The sequence below is a fragment of the Paenibacillus sp. FSL R5-0810 genome (genome assembly GCF_038002285.1).
GTDB classification, from domain to species: Bacteria; Bacillota; Bacilli; order Paenibacillales; family Paenibacillaceae; genus Paenibacillus_AQ; species Paenibacillus_AQ lactis.
This window is the reverse complement of sequence record NZ_JBBOCF010000001.1, coordinates 6,270,626-6,287,124: the sequence shown is the minus strand read 5'-3', so window position 1 is coordinate 6,287,124 and position 16,499 is coordinate 6,270,626. Positions and strand designations below refer to the sequence as shown.

At 56.3% G+C, this 16,499-nt stretch carries 15 protein-coding genes and 1 riboswitch; of the genes, 5 read left to right on the top strand and 10 right to left on the bottom strand.

Going from position 1 to position 16,499, the window contains the following annotated elements; all coding sequences use genetic code 11:
- Positions 1-240: 240 nt before the first annotated feature.
- The 3 genes from MKX76_RS28095 to MKX76_RS28085 are packed head-to-tail and all read right to left on the bottom strand — an operon-like array spanning position 241 to position 3,453.
- Positions 241-1,047, bottom strand: a complete 807-nt coding sequence (locus MKX76_RS28095) for an energy-coupling factor transporter transmembrane component T family protein (RefSeq protein WP_028404826.1) — start codon at positions 1,045-1,047, stop codon at positions 241-243.
- Positions 1,044-2,840, bottom strand: coding sequence for an ABC transporter ATP-binding protein (locus MKX76_RS28090; protein ID WP_251535654.1), 1,797 nt, complete (start codon positions 2,838-2,840; stop codon positions 1,044-1,046). The genes MKX76_RS28095 and MKX76_RS28090 overlap by 4 nt, the downstream gene beginning before the upstream one ends.
- The gene (locus tag MKX76_RS28085) at positions 2,833-3,453 is read right to left on the bottom strand and encodes an ECF transporter S component (RefSeq protein ID WP_244869264.1); all 621 of its coding nucleotides are present in this window, start codon (positions 3,451-3,453) and stop codon (positions 2,833-2,835) included. Before MKX76_RS28085 ends, MKX76_RS28090 begins: the two co-directional genes overlap by 8 nt.
- Before the next feature lie 107 nt (positions 3,454-3,560).
- A riboswitch (TPP riboswitch) is annotated at positions 3,561-3,673 on the bottom strand.
- 167 nt (positions 3,674-3,840) lie between these two features.
- Between MKX76_RS28085 and asd the strand changes: the two genes are divergently transcribed.
- On the top strand, positions 3,841-4,686 hold the full coding sequence (asd, locus tag MKX76_RS28080; RefSeq protein ID WP_028404823.1) for an archaetidylserine decarboxylase: 846 nt from the start codon (positions 3,841-3,843) through the stop codon (positions 4,684-4,686).
- Between the two features lie 79 nt (positions 4,687-4,765).
- On the opposite strand, the gene MKX76_RS28075 is transcribed toward asd, so the two are convergent.
- The 3 genes from MKX76_RS28075 to pdxR form a co-directional block, all read right to left on the bottom strand.
- Positions 4,766-5,617 (bottom strand): SDR family oxidoreductase, encoded by an 852-nt coding sequence (locus MKX76_RS28075; protein ID WP_251535655.1) that lies wholly within the window; start codon positions 5,615-5,617, stop codon positions 4,766-4,768.
- Positions 5,618-6,259: 642 nt separating this feature from the next.
- A complete protein-coding gene (locus MKX76_RS28070; protein ID WP_251535656.1) occupies positions 6,260-7,045 on the bottom strand; it encodes a helix-turn-helix domain-containing protein in 786 nt (261 codons plus the stop codon).
- A 23-nt stretch (positions 7,046-7,068) separates the two neighbouring features.
- A complete protein-coding gene (gene pdxR / locus MKX76_RS28065) occupies positions 7,069-8,565 on the bottom strand; it encodes a MocR-like pyridoxine biosynthesis transcription factor PdxR (RefSeq protein WP_251535657.1) in 1,497 nt (498 codons plus the stop codon).
- 123 nt (positions 8,566-8,688) lie between these two features.
- On the opposite strand from pdxR, the gene MKX76_RS28060 reads away from it, so the two are divergent.
- The 3 genes from MKX76_RS28060 (at position 8,689) to MKX76_RS28050 (ending at position 10,987) form a co-directional block, all read left to right on the top strand.
- The gene (locus MKX76_RS28060) at positions 8,689-9,303 is read left to right on the top strand and encodes a pyridoxamine 5'-phosphate oxidase family protein (RefSeq protein WP_007132024.1); all 615 of its coding nucleotides are present in this window, start codon (positions 8,689-8,691) and stop codon (positions 9,301-9,303) included.
- A 127-nt stretch (positions 9,304-9,430) separates the two neighbouring features.
- Positions 9,431-10,729: an aminotransferase class I/II-fold pyridoxal phosphate-dependent enzyme gene (locus MKX76_RS28055; protein ID WP_007132023.1), complete on the top strand. Its 1,299-nt coding sequence runs from the start codon at positions 9,431-9,433 to the stop codon at positions 10,727-10,729.
- 132 nt (positions 10,730-10,861) lie between these two features.
- Positions 10,862-10,987, top strand: a complete 126-nt coding sequence (locus MKX76_RS28050) for a sporulation protein YjcZ (RefSeq protein ID WP_077568058.1) — start codon at positions 10,862-10,864, stop codon at positions 10,985-10,987.
- 185 nt (positions 10,988-11,172) lie between these two features.
- Here the strand turns inward: MKX76_RS28050 and MKX76_RS28045 are convergent, their stop codons facing one another.
- The 3 genes from MKX76_RS28045 to MKX76_RS28035 form a co-directional block, all read right to left on the bottom strand.
- Positions 11,173-12,393, bottom strand: coding sequence for an ABC transporter permease (locus MKX76_RS28045; protein ID WP_210094551.1), 1,221 nt, complete (start codon positions 12,391-12,393; stop codon positions 11,173-11,175).
- Positions 12,390-13,142 carry an ABC transporter ATP-binding protein gene (locus MKX76_RS28040; protein WP_007132021.1) on the bottom strand — a complete coding sequence of 251 codons (753 nt, stop codon included), beginning with the start codon at positions 13,140-13,142 and terminating at the stop codon, positions 12,390-12,392. Before MKX76_RS28040 ends, MKX76_RS28045 begins: the two co-directional genes overlap by 4 nt.
- Positions 13,143-13,293: 151 nt before the next feature.
- Entirely contained in the window at positions 13,294-14,637 is a 1,344-nt protein-coding gene (locus tag MKX76_RS28035; protein ID WP_341034953.1) for a DEAD/DEAH box helicase, read from the bottom strand.
- Between the two features lie 192 nt (positions 14,638-14,829).
- Between MKX76_RS28035 and MKX76_RS28030 the strand changes: the two genes are divergently transcribed.
- Positions 14,830-15,663, top strand: coding sequence for a nucleotidyltransferase domain-containing protein (locus tag MKX76_RS28030; protein WP_007132019.1), 834 nt, complete (start codon positions 14,830-14,832; stop codon positions 15,661-15,663).
- 8 nt (positions 15,664-15,671) lie between these two features.
- Here MKX76_RS28030 and MKX76_RS28025 read toward each other — a convergent pair whose 3' ends face one another.
- Entirely contained in the window at positions 15,672-16,445 is a 774-nt protein-coding gene (locus tag MKX76_RS28025) for an SDR family NAD(P)-dependent oxidoreductase (RefSeq protein WP_007132018.1), read from the bottom strand.
- Positions 16,446-16,499 lie beyond the last annotated feature (54 nt).

Below are 16,499 nucleotides of genomic sequence, written 5' to 3'. Positions count from 1 at the left end.
AACGTGTGCTTGGTCTCTTCTGTTCTTGTCACCTCAAATGGGTGCAGCCTCCAAGTGGAACGCATACCGATCCAGGTATGCAAGGTTGGTACCGACAATAACATATTGGTACCAACCGTATTATATACCATTCGAACGAAAAATCCATCTCTTTTTTCACTGGTCCCATGCAGCGCCAGCCAAACGCAAAAAGGGCATCTTACGTGAAATTACGAACTTTCACGCAAAATGCCCTCGAATTTAATCAAAGCGCACATCCCCGATGCCGAACCATGGAAAATGCCCCGCAGCCGCATAAGCGCCATATGCCGCCGCCGCTAAAAGTGCGATGGTGAGCAGATCATAGCGGGAGTAGCGCGAAGGGTAAAAATAAGTTCTGCGCCGTCCCCGGTCACCGTCAAACCGCTTGGCTTCCATCGCCGCCGCAACCCGGTGCGCCCGGCGGATGCTCTGTGCCAGAAGCGGCACCACATACATCCCTGCCCGGTTCACCGCCCCGCGGACACCGCGGATCGGGACCACTCCCCGCACCTTCAGCGCTTGCCGGCGGATCACATATTCCTCCCACACCATCGGCAAAAGCCGGATGGAAGCCATAAAGCTGTAGGCGTACTTGGGAGCAAGCTTCAGCTTTTGCATCAGGCTGTAGAACAAATCGACCGACGACGTTGTCGTCACGAGCAGAAGACCTTCGCAGGCAAAAGCGATGCCTTTAAACCCCAGATGCAATCCACGATAAAAGCTTTCCTCCGATACCTTGAACAGACCCCATTCCCACCAAACCGTGTCTCCCTTCCCGAACAGCATCATGGAGGATGAGGAAGAGATGAACGCGAGCAGAAACGGAATGAAGAACAGCAGCATCTTCCATGTGCGGACACCGGACAGCGCCAGGAGACATAGCATAAAGATCAGCGCCTGATACGCCACAAAGTCAATGTCATGCGTCAGCACCGTCATCAGGAACAGGGAGCAGACGAGAAGCAGCTTCACCACCGGATTTGCCCGGTGCAGCCACGTGATGCGGACCGGATTCCATATATTCATGACCTCACCTCCGCGTACGGTCTGCCGGAAGATTCCTTGTTGTCCTCACGGGCGCCAAATTCCTTGGCTTCGTCCTCCGCCCTCATTGGCGGATAACCGTTCTCCTGGAAGCCGGGAGCTCTCCTTGCCGCCAGCCTGGGCGATGCCATCCTGGAGACCAGCTGCCCTTGACGGATCTCCCAAATATGGGTGGCCGCCTGCTCGGCGATTCGCATCTCGTGGGTAACCATCACGATCGCCGTCCCGGCCTGGCGCAGCCGTTCGCACATCTCCAGAATCGCAAAGGTATTCCGTGCATCCTGGCCAAACGTAGGCTCATCCAGCAGCAGCACCGCCGGCTGTCTGGCCATGGCTGTGGCCACGCTGAGGCGGCGTTTCTGGCCCGTGGATAGCTGGTATGGATGCCGGCTCTCCTTGCCGTCTAGTCCGAATCGCTCTAGCGTCCGGCGGGCCTGCTCAGCCGCCTCATCCGCGGACATGCCGTCCACCAGCAAGGAGTACGCCACCTCATCCGTAACGCGCTCCGTCACGAATTGCAGCTCGGGATTCTGAAATACGAATCCGATTCGGCGGAGCATCCGTTCCCTTTGTTTGCGGTTTCGTCTTCCTTTCCCTAACGGAACCTCCCCCCCGCCGAGGAGGTACATGCCTTCCGCATTCAGCAGCCCCATCAGGCTCAGAAGCAGCGAGCTCTTCCCCGCTCCGTTCGGCCCGACAATCGCAATAAAATCGCCCGGATACACCTCCGCCCCTTGGACGGTAATAACGGCTTTGTCCCACCGCTTGCCTGAGAACTGGGCCAGCTGAACGGCAGGCTTGCTCTGTTCTGCCGACGTAAAGTCGGCTCCGGTAAGCCGTCCGGACTCCTCAACGGAATGGAGTCGTTCCCGGTTCTGTAGCCGAGCGGCTTTTCCCAAATCCCTGGCGAAGGAGTCATCCTGGCGGGATCCGCCGGAGGAGGTTCCAAGCGGTGCAAACACCTCCATGCCGGATGGGGACACTGCATAATCGTCCCATACGCCGGGATACCAGATGCCGAATTCCTTCAGCTCCCGCGAATAGCGGGCGAATACGTCGGCCGGCGTGCCTTCACCCAGAATCGTCCCATCCGGGCCAAAAAGCACGACCCGGTCTGCATATTCAGCCATTTCTTCAATCCGGTGCTCCACGATGATCAAGGTGCGCCCTGCGGACACAGCCTTCACCGCCGTCCAGATTTGCTCGCGGCCCTCGGGATCGAGCAGCGCCGACGGTTCATCCAGCAGCAGCACCTCCGGCTCCAGCAATAGGGCAGAAGCCAGTGCAAGACGCTGCTTCATCCCTTGCGATAAATGCGCGATTTTGACATGGAGCGACTCCAGCTCCAAGCCGACGGCTTGCAGCGCTGCCTGCATCCGCTCTTCCATCTGCTCCCGTGGAACGCATTGGTTTTCCAGGACGAATGCCAGCTCCTCGTCGACGAACGGCATGCAGAACTGGGTGTCCGGATCCTGGAACACATATCCCCAGGAAACGGGAAGCTTCTGCGCCTGGCATTTCATCGGCACCTCCGTCGCCCGGGGAATCATCCCGCTCAGCACCTGAAGAAGCGTCGATTTGCCGCAGCCGCTTGGACCCAGCAGCAGCACCTTTTCTCCGCGGGCGGCGGAGAACGAAAGATCTTTAAACATCAGCCGCTCCTCGCCCGGGTATTTAAGGCGCAGCCCTTCTACATAAAGCGCCGGTTCCTCCTGCGGATCATTAGGCGCATCCACCGTGTTTACGAAGTGTACGCCCGTTTGCATTTTAGACATGGCGCGAATCGTCCAGCGCCTCATATTCTTTTTGCGATGCCGGACGCAGCAGGGAGGTTACGCCGGTACGCTCCAGCGCTTTGGCGAGGACGAGCATCAGAAGGCCTGCAATGACGGCGCCGCTGAAGATCCGCATGCCGTATTTCGCCAGGAACATCCAGGTCTGAAGATCGTCCGTGTAGCTGTAGAAGAAATCAAGGAGCATCGAGCCGACGGCGGCAGCGGCCCCCGCCAGAGCCACCGTGAAGGCAGAAGAGCTGCGGTAGCGGGTTGCGGCAAATACGAGCTCGGCCCCCAAGCCTTGAATCAAGCCGTACATCAGGAGCGTAAGCCCCCACCCGCTGCCGAACAGCACTTCGACATGCGCGGCTGCAACCTCTGCAATGATCGCCACGCCAGGTTTCCGGATCAGCAGATAGGCCAGCGTCGCCGCGGCAAACCACATGCCATACAGCAATTCGTCCGCTTCGAAAAAGAGCGGCTTCAGCAGGTTGTATACCGATCCCCAAAAGTGATACACCACGCCCAGCACCAGCGATACAAGCACCGTCACCAAAATATCGCTCAGTCTAAGCCCTTTTCTCGGCTGAGCCCCCATTATGCCTTGCCTCATCGTTTCCATCGTACAATTACCCCTCTCCATCGCAATTTTTTAAAAGTGGAAAAAAATCACAACAAAAAACCGTCTGGAAACGCGCAGACGGAAATTAGGCCCTAATATGAGCAGGGTCGGATATTCTCTACGCTGGCATTACCCAGTTCAGATTAACGGTCAACAGCGGATAGCAGCTGCAATCTCAGCCTGATTCACTCAAGCACCCGTATTCCCTATTCGGTTTTATGTTAACTTTAAAATACACAGCCTTTCCTGATTTGGCAAGGGTCTTTTTTTCTTCAAGGCCTGTTTGTTGATTTCCAGCCGATTCTATGTCAATATCAGAGTGATTGCTTTTCAAGCATCATCGATAGCTTAGGTCTTTGCACAAAAAAGGAGAATAACATGGCCAAACGATTGCTGCGTCTGATGACAGAGCTCTCCTCCCGAAAGTGGTTGTCCCATTTGGTGGGGCAGTTCTCCCACAGCCGGTTGAGCCGTCATCTGATCCCTGCATTTATTCGAATATACCAAATCCCGGCGCATGAAGCGGAGAAAGAGCTGCATGAATACCGCTCGCTCAATGAATTCTTCTCCCGCCGATTAAAGCTCGGCCTGCGGGCCATAGATACGACCGCCGACGCGATGGTGAGCCCGGTTGATGCGACGATTACCGCCATGGGCACCATCGATACCGGCACCATCCTCAACGTCAAGGGACAGGATTACACCATTGAAGAGCTGCTTGCGCAGTCTCCGAGAATCGAGAATTATGTGAACGGTTACGCGTTCGTCTTATATTTAAGCCCGACGGATTACCATCGCATTCACGCCCCCGTTACCGGCGTGCAGATCGAGCGGGAGCACCTCAAGGGCAAGGTGTATCCCGTCAACGATTTTGCCATGACCCATATCCGGTCGGTGCTTAGCCGCAACGAAAGGCTCATTACCTATATCAAGCATGACTTCGGTGAGGTTGCCGTGGTCAAGGTCGGAGCATTGAACGTAAGCAGCATCCGTTATGCCGACGAGAACGTGACGAAATGGCAGATCGGGGATGAGCTTGCATACTTCGAATTCGGCTCAACCGTCGTGCTGTTGACCGAGAGCGGCACCTTTACCCCCCGGGGAGATCTTACCCTCGGGACGACGGTTAAAATGGGCGAGCTGCTCGGCATCCTCCATCCGCCCGCAGACAAGAAGCAGAAGCGGGATGCGTGCTTGGAGAAGGAGCTGTGTACGGAAAAATAAGAACGTCCTTGCGGATGCCTTCATTCATGACCGCAATGACTCCCGTTGCGTCCCTATCGAACAAGGACAATGTTAGACCTTATTCTCTTCCCAATAGCCGGACGATCAGCCGCTGAAAGAAGCGGTCGGGCAGCCATGCCTTGATCCGCCCGGTCAGCCGGGTGCTGCGGGGAAGCCGGTACCGGAAGCTCGGATGCTTCATACCGGCGATTCGAGCCACCAACCTTGCAACCTCGAGCGGATCCCCGCTCTTTTTGGCGGTCCGTTCGGAGTACGCCAATACCCGCTTCAGCATCCCGCTGTATGGCGAACCCTCCCTCACCTTCAACTCCCCGAAGCTCTTCCTCCAGATCGGCGTGCCGTAAGCGCCGGGCTGCACCAGCACCACATCGATGCCTAGAGGCATCAATTCCATGGCGAGACTTTCGCCAAGGCCTTCAACGGCAAATTTGGAAGCGGCATACGGGCCGTACCCCGGAAAGCCGACAACGCCGCTGATGCTGCTGATCAGAATCATTTTGGATTTACCGGTCCGCCGCATCAACGGCAGCATGCTTTGCGTCACGGAGACGGTTCCGATCACATTGGTCTCGAGCTGTCGTCTCCACTCGCTGAGCGGCACCTCTTCCACGAATCCGCCGACCGCGATGCCTGCGTTATTCACCAGCACATCCAGGCGCCCGAGCTCCTGCTCCACGGAGCGTGCAGCTGCCTGTACCTGCTCTTCGCTGCAAATATCCAGCTCGATCACTCGAATCCGCTCAGCCACACCGAACTTCGCCGCCTGCTGCAGGAGCTCCCCGGCTGCCTCCGGCCTTCGCATCCCGGCTGCGACATCATACCCGCCTTTCGCCAGCTCGATGCTGATCAGCACTCCGAAGCCGCTGGATGCGCCTGTCACCAGGGCTGTCTTTTGATTCGCCGCTTTCATAAACTCCATCCCCCCAGCTTTCTCAATCATGCAGTCGCCAGTTCCCTGCTTGGCCTTATACCTTGCCGCAACTCGAAAACCTCTTATAAACCGCTTCCGAATATCCGTAAACTGATCATACACGGGGTCGGTCCCAAGCTCAATCGTGAAACTTAGAGCTCGAGCATAAAGCCAAGGGGCATCACGCAAGCCCCATGTAAAAAGAGAGCCCTCCCGGACTCCCTTTTACGTTTAACTTATAAAATAATTCCAACATGGTGCTTCTCACCAACCAGGTATGTACAAGGTACTTGAAGATCACCCGGCTGGGCTGCTAGCTTCGGATCATCGTATATAAAATCGGGGTCACGCCTGTTATCCCCGGACAAAATACTCAGGCTCCATCAAAACCATACATCAAGATGCCCTTGGTTTATGGTCGACTTCATGCGACGCAGCCGATTTCGAAAAATACTGCCGCCGCCGCGACTGAAAAACCGCCCGCGCACCCGTCTTCTTGGGCTCATTCCCGTACACCCCCTTTCAAAGCTCACTTGCTCTCTATATACCGTAAGCGAGGATTACCCTAAATTGCTTACGTTGAAACCCCGAGGCCCCTTCCGCTTCGCGAAGAGCATGCGTGAACGGTAGGGAGCGGGGGAATCACCTGATTTCGGACGGACTCTTTCCGGTATACTGCTTGAATTGCCGGCTGAAAAAGAAAATGTCGCGATACCCGAGGGCGTCGGCCACTTCCGTGACATTCATTCCCTGGTGCACCAGCAGATGCTGCGCCCGCTCGATCCGCATCTGGATAATATAGGATTGGACCGGCGTACCGATCAGCTCCTTGAATTTGATCGAGAAATAACGCGGGGACAGTCCGGCTCTTGCCGCCAAATCCTCCACGCGATGTGGAATCCCCGGGTGCTGGCGCACATAATTGGCGATTTCGTGAATCGCCTCCATCAGCTGGTTGCTGGCTTTTTTTACGACAGGCTCATTCAGGTCAGACCGCAGCAGATGAATCATGAGCTGCTTCAGGATAAGCTGGCCCTCTTCTTCCGCCCCGTAAGGCTTGTCCAGATACAACCGGACATACCGGGCCAGCAAATATTCGAAATCCATCGTCTCGCTCAGCTGCCGGTACGGGGCCGGAATGTCCGTAACCGGTTCCTTCACGTCAAAATGTATATATGTTAAAACGAGCGGCTTCTGCGGATTATGCGTCGCGCTGGTATGGTCGCCCGGACGGAACAGGAAGCAGCTTCCTTTACCGATCTCATACGGCTTATCATTCAGTTCCAGCGTACCTTCACCGCTCCATACATAAAACAAATCGTAGTTCTGCATGGGCCGCTCGCGTTTCTGCCACTTCCAGCCCGGCTCGCAGACGATCTTCGCGAGCGCGGGCATTATTACAAAAGAAGACGGCGATGCATTCAGCATCACGTCATTCCCCCTCATCTCTTTTAAAAATATTCTCTCTCCATCATACCCGGTTTTCCGTTTTTTTGCATGTCCGCCCATGCCGATGCCAAACGGAGAACGCCTGCTTCGATATTTGCCCGCTCCAACTGGGAAAATCCAAAGCATGCGCCGGGCGGACCAGGCGTGCAGCTGTAAACGGTCGCATCGCGAAACAGCACGCCGCGACTGCGCGCGGCTTGGCGAAACGCGTGATACTCGGCGGGCGATTGCAGCCAGTCCGCATACACGTGAAGCCCCGCGTCGCAGGGCCGGAGCCGGAATAAGCCGCCTGCATGAGCGTCCATCGCTTCGCGAAGCGTTCGATACCTCGCGCCGTAGCGCCGGGTCATCCGCCGGAGATGCCGCCCGTAACCGCCGCTGGCGATGAACCGTGCCAACGCCCGCTGCTCCAGCACGCCGGGCGAGATCGGATCATACAGCGACTTGGCCCTGACGACGGCATTCGTAAGACTCGGAGGGAGCACCGCATAACCGATCCGCAGACCGGTGAACATCGTCTTGGAGAAGGAGCCGACGAAGATCACCCTTCCCTCGTCATCGAGCATCTTCAATGGCTCGATCGGCTTGCCTCCCCAGCGAAGCTCGCTGTCGTAGTCATCCTCGATAATGTAAGCCTGGCGGGTTCTCGCCCAGTTCAGCAGCGCCCGCCGCCTCTCTAGCGGAAGCACGGCTCCCGTAGGGTACTGCCGGCTCGGACTAACGACCAGAAGCCTGGCGTCCCAGTCGACAGGGACAAGCCCGGAAGCATCAACCGGAGCCGGCAATGGAATCCCGCCGGTAGCGGACACGCCCCTGCGGATCCCGTCGTAGCCGGGATCCTCGATCACCGCGCGGTCGCCGGGGTCCAGCAGGAGCTGGAAGAGCAGGACGATGCCCTGCATCGACCCGCTGAAGATTACGATATGCTCCGGCTCCGCCTGGATGCCCCGCGTAAACCGAAGATGTCCGGCAATCGCCCGCCGAAGCTCCAGCGCGCCTTCGGGCGGAGCGCCGGAGGACAGCTCCTTCCCTCCGCTCCCGCCGGCATAGTTCAATGCGCTCCGCCATTCGTCATACGGAAAATCCTCCATCGGCATGCGCGCATCGGCAAAGGATATGGTTCCTTCAGGCGGCGCCAGCTCCGACCGGCGGGCTTCGGCGGATTCGTCCCGGAGCTCCGCAAGCCGCCGGCCCCAGGCCGACAGCAGCGGGACCGCTTCGGCAGGAGGCGGCTGCTCAGGAACCGTGAACCCCTCGGCGACATAAGTGCCGCTCCCCTGCCTTGAGACGACATAGCCTTCCGCCATCAGCATGTCATAGCTTTGCGCAGCGGAGCCTCTGGATATGCCGTAAAGCTTGGCAAGCTCCCGGGTAGCGGGCAGGCGCGTCCCTTCCGGCAGTCTGCCGCTGTGAATCGCAGCGCGAATGGCATGATAAAGCGCCAAATATTTATATTTATACTGCTCGACGTATGTCTCGAACGGAAGCCCAAGCTCCACCGAAGGGACCTCCCTTATTTTAAATTGGACTATATAAATTAATGTAAATTGGCGCTTTTTCCTTGTCAATGTTCGTCGTATGCTGATACTCATCACAATGCGATGGAGGGAGAGCGTAATATCATGAGAAGAGACGAATTTGCAATCGAGGATCCGAAGGAGATCGAAGACTTCCTGAACGGAATGAGCTTCGGCTTTCTCGGAACCGTGGATGAACACGGGCTGCCGCGGGTTACGCCGCTGAATTTTGTTTATGTACAGGGGAGCTTTTACTTTCACGGCAGCCGGCTGGGGGAGAAAATGGAGCACTTGCGCCGCACTCCCGCCGTCAGCTTTACGGTGGCCGATGAGTATGCTTTGATCCCTTCCTATTTCTCGGATCCGGAAATGGCATGTCCCGCTACGGCCTACTTCAAGAGCGTAACGGCAGCAGGAGAAGCCGTCCTCGTCCATGATCTTGAGGAGAAAGCATTAGCGATGGAAGCCATGATGCGCAAGCTCCAGCCCGAGGGCGGCTACCGTACCATCGACGCCGGAGACCGCGCCTATGCTTCCCGGCTCAAGGGTGTAGCGGTAATCAAGCTCGTTCCGAAGCGGATGAGCGCCAAATTCAAATTCGGCCAAAATTTGAAGCCTGATCGGCTGCAGGACATGATCGGACGGCTTGAGGAACGCGGCCGGACCCGGGACGGCGAGACGGCTGCGCACATCTGTAAATATTACCCTGGACCGCGTTAAATCTGGGCATTTATCCGTGACGGTTCCCGGGTCTGATGGTATAATGAAAGGCAATGAAAATGTAAGAAGCTTTCATGCATTCGCCTCTTACCTTAACCAAAAGTACTCGGAAGGAAGGAACCATTTCATGAACCCATTGGCTGGACAATTGAACGAGAAACTGTTAGCAGGCAACCCGCATGTGTATGACATGCTCTCTACGCTCGGCAAAGAAATATACTTCCCGAAGGAAGGAATTCTGAGTCAGTCGGCGGAGGCATCCGCCCAAGCGAAGAAATATAACGCGACGATCGGCATCGCCACCGAAGGCGGCATCCCGATGCATCTTGGCGTGATCCAGGATAAGCTTTCGGCTTTCCAGCCGAAGGATCTGTATCCTTATGCCCCGCCGGCAGGCAAGCCTGAGCTGCGCTCCGTATGGCGGAACAAGATGCTCCGTGAGAATCCGTCCTTGGAGGGAAAGAGCTTCAGCAATCCGATCGTCACCAATGCCCTGACTCATGGTCTCAGCATCGTGGCCGACCTGTTCGCCGATGAGGGCGATGCGGTCATTTATCCGGACAAGAACTGGGAGAATTACGAGCTGACGTTCGGCATCCGCCGCCATGGCGTTCATGTAACCTATCCTCTTTTCACTGAAAATATGAAGTTTAATGCGGAGGGACTTCGCGAGGCTCTTCTGAACCAGAAGGATAAAGGCAAAGCGATCGTTCTGCTGAACTTCCCTAACAACCCGACAGGCTACACGCCGGGAGCCGAGGAAGGCGCAGCCATCGTATCCGCGATTACGGAAGCCGCCGAAGCCGGCATCAATGTTGTCGTCGTGACCGATGACGCCTACTTCGGACTGTTCTTCGAGAACTCCTTAACAGAATCGCTGTTCGGTCATCTTGCCGGCCTCCATCCGCGAATCCTGCCTGTGAAAGTCGACGGCGCTACGAAGGAAGAATATGTGTGGGGCTTCCGCGTAGGCTTCATTACCTTCGCCTCGGAGAACCAGGATGTGCTGGATGTACTTGAGCAGAAGACCCTCGGCATCATCCGGGCAACCATCTCCAGCGGTCCGCATCCTTCGCAATCGTTCGTCCTCGAAGCGCTGAAGGCTCCGGAATTCGAGGAGCAGAAGCAAGAGAAGTTCAGCATCATGAAGGGACGCGCCAATAAAGTAAAGGCCATTCTCGACAGCGGCAAATACGGTGATGTCTGGGAATACTATCCGTTTAACTCGGGATACTTCATGTGCCTGAAGCTGAAGACGGTATCGGCTGAAGCGCTTCGGTCCCATCTGATCCGCCAATACGGCGTCGGGACGATTGCCCTGGGCGAAGAGGATCTCCGGATTGCATTCTCCTGCATTGAAGAGGAGTACCTGGAGGATCTGTTCGACCTGATCTACCAAGGAATTCAGGATTTGCAGCAGGCTTAAGCCGATAGACCCTTGTCCCGCTTTGCATCAGATCATCTTTCTGTGATAAATAAACGCTCGCCCATACACATAGCCCCCCTGCAACATACAATACCATGTACTACAATTCAACTAAGTGAAAGGGGAATGAACATGGGTGCAGTTGAAGATGTAAGAGGATGCGGCGGATACGGCGGATATGGCGGTGGATACGGAGTAGGAGCCATTCTGGTTCTCTTTATCCTGCTCGTTATCATCACTCGTTCTTTCTGGGTCTAAGCCACTTCCTAGCTGGCGGCACGGATAATGACAGGTCGTCCGACCCCGAAGGACACTGCGGCTTCTGCTGCTGATACGGCTACTATTCATACGAAAGCAATAGAGGAAGGCCGGGATGGATGCATCCCGGCCTTCCTCTATTTATCATCATCTTCGTCTATCTCTTTATCATCATCTTCGCCTATCTATTCATCATCATCGTCGGCTCGCCGGTTCTTTCGCACGGCGTTCCAGCGGGACAAAAGAACCAGCGCGATCCCTCCTGCCAGCGTGAGAAGCGTCCGATCCGGCGTTCCGGGAACGGCCGGGATCAACGGCAGCCACAGCAGCACGACCCAGAACAGCTGCACCTGAAAGATCAGCTTGTTCTCGCTCTCCCGCCTTGTCCCCTCGGGGAGCGGGTAAATATGCAGCCAGAATGATTCAGGATGAAGCTTGCGCAGGGCGGACAGCTGCAGTCCGATGATCAAGAGCCCGATCCAATATACGGCTGCCGAAGCCCAGTCCTCCCGGGTGAGCCATACGAGCAGCACTCCCAGTAGCCCGACCCGCACCAGAATGCCCAAGATATCGCTGCGGGCAAAGCTCTTGACGAGCAAATACCGGTAGGCCTCGTCCTTGCCCCATGGAACGCCCCTTCCCCATCCCGACAGCCATTTCCTGGCGTGCACGCGCTGTTCGCGCTGCGGCACATTCACGAACCAGCTCAGCACCAGCATGACCCGTCCGGCCTGTCTGCGTTCAATGGCGATTAACCGCTCCCAGGCGACAAGGTGCCGGACAGGAAAGCGCACAGCGAATCCATACGCGAGACCGAGCAGCGCAATAAAAATCAGGCTTCGCCCGGACGGATGCCACAGCCAAGCGGCAATGCCGAGCGCCGAAACGGCCCACCGCAGTAAACGGTAAGCGCCTGCCGCGGTACGGGACACCATCAGCTGCTCCCTCCAACTTCCGTAACTGGCGAGCAGCTTGAGGGCAACCAGCACCAGGAATGTGACCAGAAGCGTCTTAGGTGATGTATCACTGCGTATGTACAGAGGCCATAAGATAAGGAGCACGATGCCTAAACCGATGATTTTGTACACGACACCGCTAATCCAGCCTTTGCGAAAATAAGTGCTCATTCGGGATTCCTGCGGCAGCAGAAAAACGGTGTCCGCCGAGCGCAGATACGTGCGTACGCTGCTGTTAATGACGATCGGGAGCAAAATAACCAGCATGATCCAGCGAATCGGGAGCCCCTGCGGAATATGCTGCAGAAAGGCCGTATACCACGCCGCGAACGCGATCAGCAGGAACAGCGTAACGACGGCGACCCCGCTTTGTATGACATAACCCAGATAGGGCAGGATATCGCCCCAGAACTGACCGCGCCGTTTATCATACAGCTCGCGCAAGTTCATATGCCGCTACCGCCTTGAACCAATACATTAAACAGCTCCTCCAGCGGAAGGCCCGGCCTTCCCGCTTGCTCCCGCATTTCCTCCAGCGTTCCTTGGGCAATAATGCTGCCGCGGTGCAGCACCACAAACCGGTCGCAATAATTCTCGATGGTGGAGAGGATATGCGAGCTTAACAGGATGGAAGAGCCTGAAGCCTTTAGCTCCAGCATGAAATCGAGCAGGGAGCGGATCCCTAGCGGATCCAGCCCGAGGAAGGGCTCATCGATAATATAAAGGGAAGGTCTGGCCACGAATGCGCACATGATCATCACCTTTTGACGCATCCCTTTGGACAGATGCGTTGACAGGCTGTCCATCTTCTCCTCCATCCGGAACAGCCTCGCCAGCTGCTCCCCCCTCGATTCATAATCCTCGCGGGAAACGCCGTAGGAACGGGCCGTAAATTCCAAGTGCTCGCGTACCGTCAACTCATCGTACAGAAGCGGGGATTCGGGAACAAAACCCAGTGCACTGTGATACGCCTCGGAGTCCTCCGTCCGGCGCTTGCCCTGGACCTCAATCTCTCCCTTCTGCGGATTCATCAGTCCGAGGATATGCTTCATCGTCGTGCTCTTCCCCGCCCCGTTCAATCCGATCAGACCGACCATCTCCCCCGGCTGCACCTGGAACGTGATATCATGCAGAACCGGACGGTTTATGCTGTACCCGCCGCTTAATCCTTGAACAGACAACACCGGCTGCTCACTCATTACCACATCACCTCTTCTACTTAAAAAACACCGAACCCTGCCTCGGTCAGAAGCGCTTGTGCGCGTGAATCCAGTTGAGGATACCGGGCCTGGCCCGGTTCTAAGCCGATTCTACGGATTCGTATTGGTTAAATATAAGCCGTGCCGCAGGTCAGCCCCGCGGCGGTTTATTCTTCAGCCATTTCGGCGCACCCTTGTTCTTGCGGTCGCGCTCCCTCTCGCTCGGACGTTCTCCGTTCGCTTTGCCGTTGCCTGCCCGTCCCTTCGAGCTGATCGACGCCGGCTTCCGGGCAGCCGGCTTGTTCGCTCGATTGCCGGCATGGGAACCACGACCGACACTGTCCCGCTCCGAAGCGGAGCGTGGCGTGCGAATTTTCCCGCCGTATAGGACTCTCTCTTCGATCGAAATGCCCAGCTCGCGGTTGAACTTACGCATAATGAAGGTTTGCCGGTCAGTCACAAGGGTAATCGCAAGCCCCTTACGCCCCATCCGTCCTGTCCGTCCTGCACGATGGGTATAGTGCTCGGCATCAATCGGCGGATCATAGTTGATGACCATGCCGAGACCTTCGATATCCAGCCCACGGGCAGCAACGTCACTTGCTACAAGCAGCTTCGTCCGCCCTTCCCTGAATGCGTTCAGGACCCGGCTCCGAGTCAGCTTGTCGGCGTCTCCGTACAAGGCGGCTGCATTCAAGCCGAGATAATTCAGCTTGGCTTCCACCTCGGCCAGATCCTCAGTGGCGTTCACAAAGACGAGCGCCCGTTCGGGATCGTAATGGCGGACGATCCGGCGAAGCATGTCCAGTTTGTCCCGTTCTTCGGATACGAAATAATAATGCTCCAGACCGGACGGCGTCCGGCGCTCCGGATCGATACCGATCTCAACCGGCTGATCCATTTCCTTCTTAGCCAGCTCGGCCGTCTCAGGACCGACCGTTGCCGATAGGAATACGAGCTGACGGTCGCGCAGCGCGCTGCGCAGGATCCGTTCCACATCGCTCGCACCGCCTGACTGAAACACCTGATCCACCTCGTCAATGACGATGGTGGTTACCTGGTGCATTTTGAGCTTGCGAATTTCGATCAGCTCCCGGATGCGTCCCGGCGTTCCGACGATCAGCTGAGGATGCTGCTTCAGCTTCTCGATCTGTCGCTTGGCCGCCGCGCCGCCGATTAATCCGATGACGCCGATGCCGCGAGCCTCCCCATAACGCTCGCCCTCTCTAACGATCTGGATCGCCAGCTCCTGGGTTGGAGCGACAATCAGCTTCTGTGCTGCCTTTACCTCCGGGTCGATGCCCTGAAGGATCGGAAGCAGGTAAGCCAGCGTCTTGCCGGTTCCCGTCTGGGACGTTGCAAGCACGTCCTTGCCCGCAAGGATCGGAGGAATGGCTTCGGCCTGAACCGGTGACGGCGCCACAATGCCGAATTCCGAGAGCCTTGCCGTTAAATCCTCTGCTATTCCCAATGTATGAAACGTAGTTGAAGTCATATGATCGTCCATCCTTTATTTTATCGGGTCTCATTCGTTCCTTCTCATTATATGCCAAAACCGGGCGCTCACCAAATACAACCTTTCGGACAAGCATTTGGGAAGAAAATCTTCGCTTTATCATAACCACCTGTTATTTGCCGATTTTAGTGTAAAATGAATTAAAAGGATATGACTGGGGGGAGATTTACCATGACTGCAAAGGTCGAAGCACTGCTTGATAACATCACGAAAGAACTCCGTCATCTGCCCGGCGTTGTCGGCGTCGTGCTTGGCGGATCCAGAGCCAAAGGGACAGCAAGGCCGGATTCGGATATCGATATCGGCATTTATTATGATGAATCCGAGGGATTCCAGGTCGAGCATATCGCGAAGGCGGCGAAAAAATTGGATGACGAGCATCGCGAGGGCATTATCACTTCGCTCGGGGAATGGGGTGCCTGGGTTAACGGGGGCGGCTGGTTAGTGATCGAGGGGTACCACGTGGATTTCTTATTCCGCGATATTCACCGCGTGTCCAGAATCGTGGAGGAATGCACGAAGGGATCGGTTTCAGCCCATTACCAGACCGGGCATCCGCACGCTTACCTTAATGTGATGTATATGGGTGAGCTGTCTGTTTGCCGCATTTTGTCCGATAAGGATAACCGCATTCAGACGCTTCAGGCGAAGACGAAGCCTTATCCTCAAGCTTTGAAGAGCGCCATCGTCGGATTTTTCACCTTCGAGGCATCCTTCTCCCTGATGTTTGCGGACGATAACGCGTCCAAAGACGACATCACCTACGTTGCCGGCCACGTCTACCGGTGCATTGCCTGCTTGAATCAAGTGCTGTTCGCCAAGAATGAGACCTACTGCATTAACGAGAAGCGCGCGGTGGCCATGATCGAGTCCTTCCCGCTCAAGCCGGATCGCTACAAGGAACGGCTGGACCAGGCGATCACCCTGCTCTCGGCGGATGCCGGGCAGACGAAACAAGCTCTCCGCCTGCTGCGCGACATTCTCGCGGAGACGGAAAGCCTGTAGGCTGTTGTTTATTTCTGATTCATCCACCGATGGGATACACGATCCGCAAATCTCGGAAACAGCTGATATAAGCGAATGCCGACAGCGGCCAATCTTGGCAGATTGAGCTCTTCCTTGCGTTTGATAATGAGCTTGACGACCTGTTCGGCTACATATTCCGGCTTCATCATAAGCCAGCCGACATTTTTGACGTATCCGCCCGAAGGATCGGCCAAGGAGAAGAACGGCGTATCAATCGGTCCCGGATTGACGGTCGAGACGGTGATGCCTGTATGCCGCAGCTCCTGCCGCAGAGCATTGCTAAGTCCCAATACGGCATGCTTCGTGGCAGAGTAGGCAGTGGATTTGGCAGTGCCGATCTTCCCTGCCATCGAAGCGATATTGACGATCTGCCCGTCGCCTCGCTCCAGCATCCCCGGCAGGACTGCCTGGGTGCACCGTACAATCCCCATATAATTGACGTCCATCATATCTTCAAATTCAGAGGCAGGCATATCCAGGAATGCCTCGAACTTGCCGTATCCGGCATTGTTCACCAGCACATCGATTCTGCCGTGCTTCCGGGATGCCTCTTTCAACACCGAATCCACCTGATGGGGGTCTTGTACGTCCATGACGACCAGCTCATGGGGTCCTTTCAAGCGGCTGCCGGCTTCCCGCAGACGCTCCATCGAACGTCCGGCCAGTATAACGACCGCGCCTTCGTCGGACAGCCGCTGGGCTATCAGGGCCCCGATGCCGCTGGAAGCGCCCGTCACCGCGATCACTTTATTTTTGAGCATGATTTCGTTATCCCTTCCTTTACCGCTAGAGCTGCCTACCAGTGCCTGCCGGCT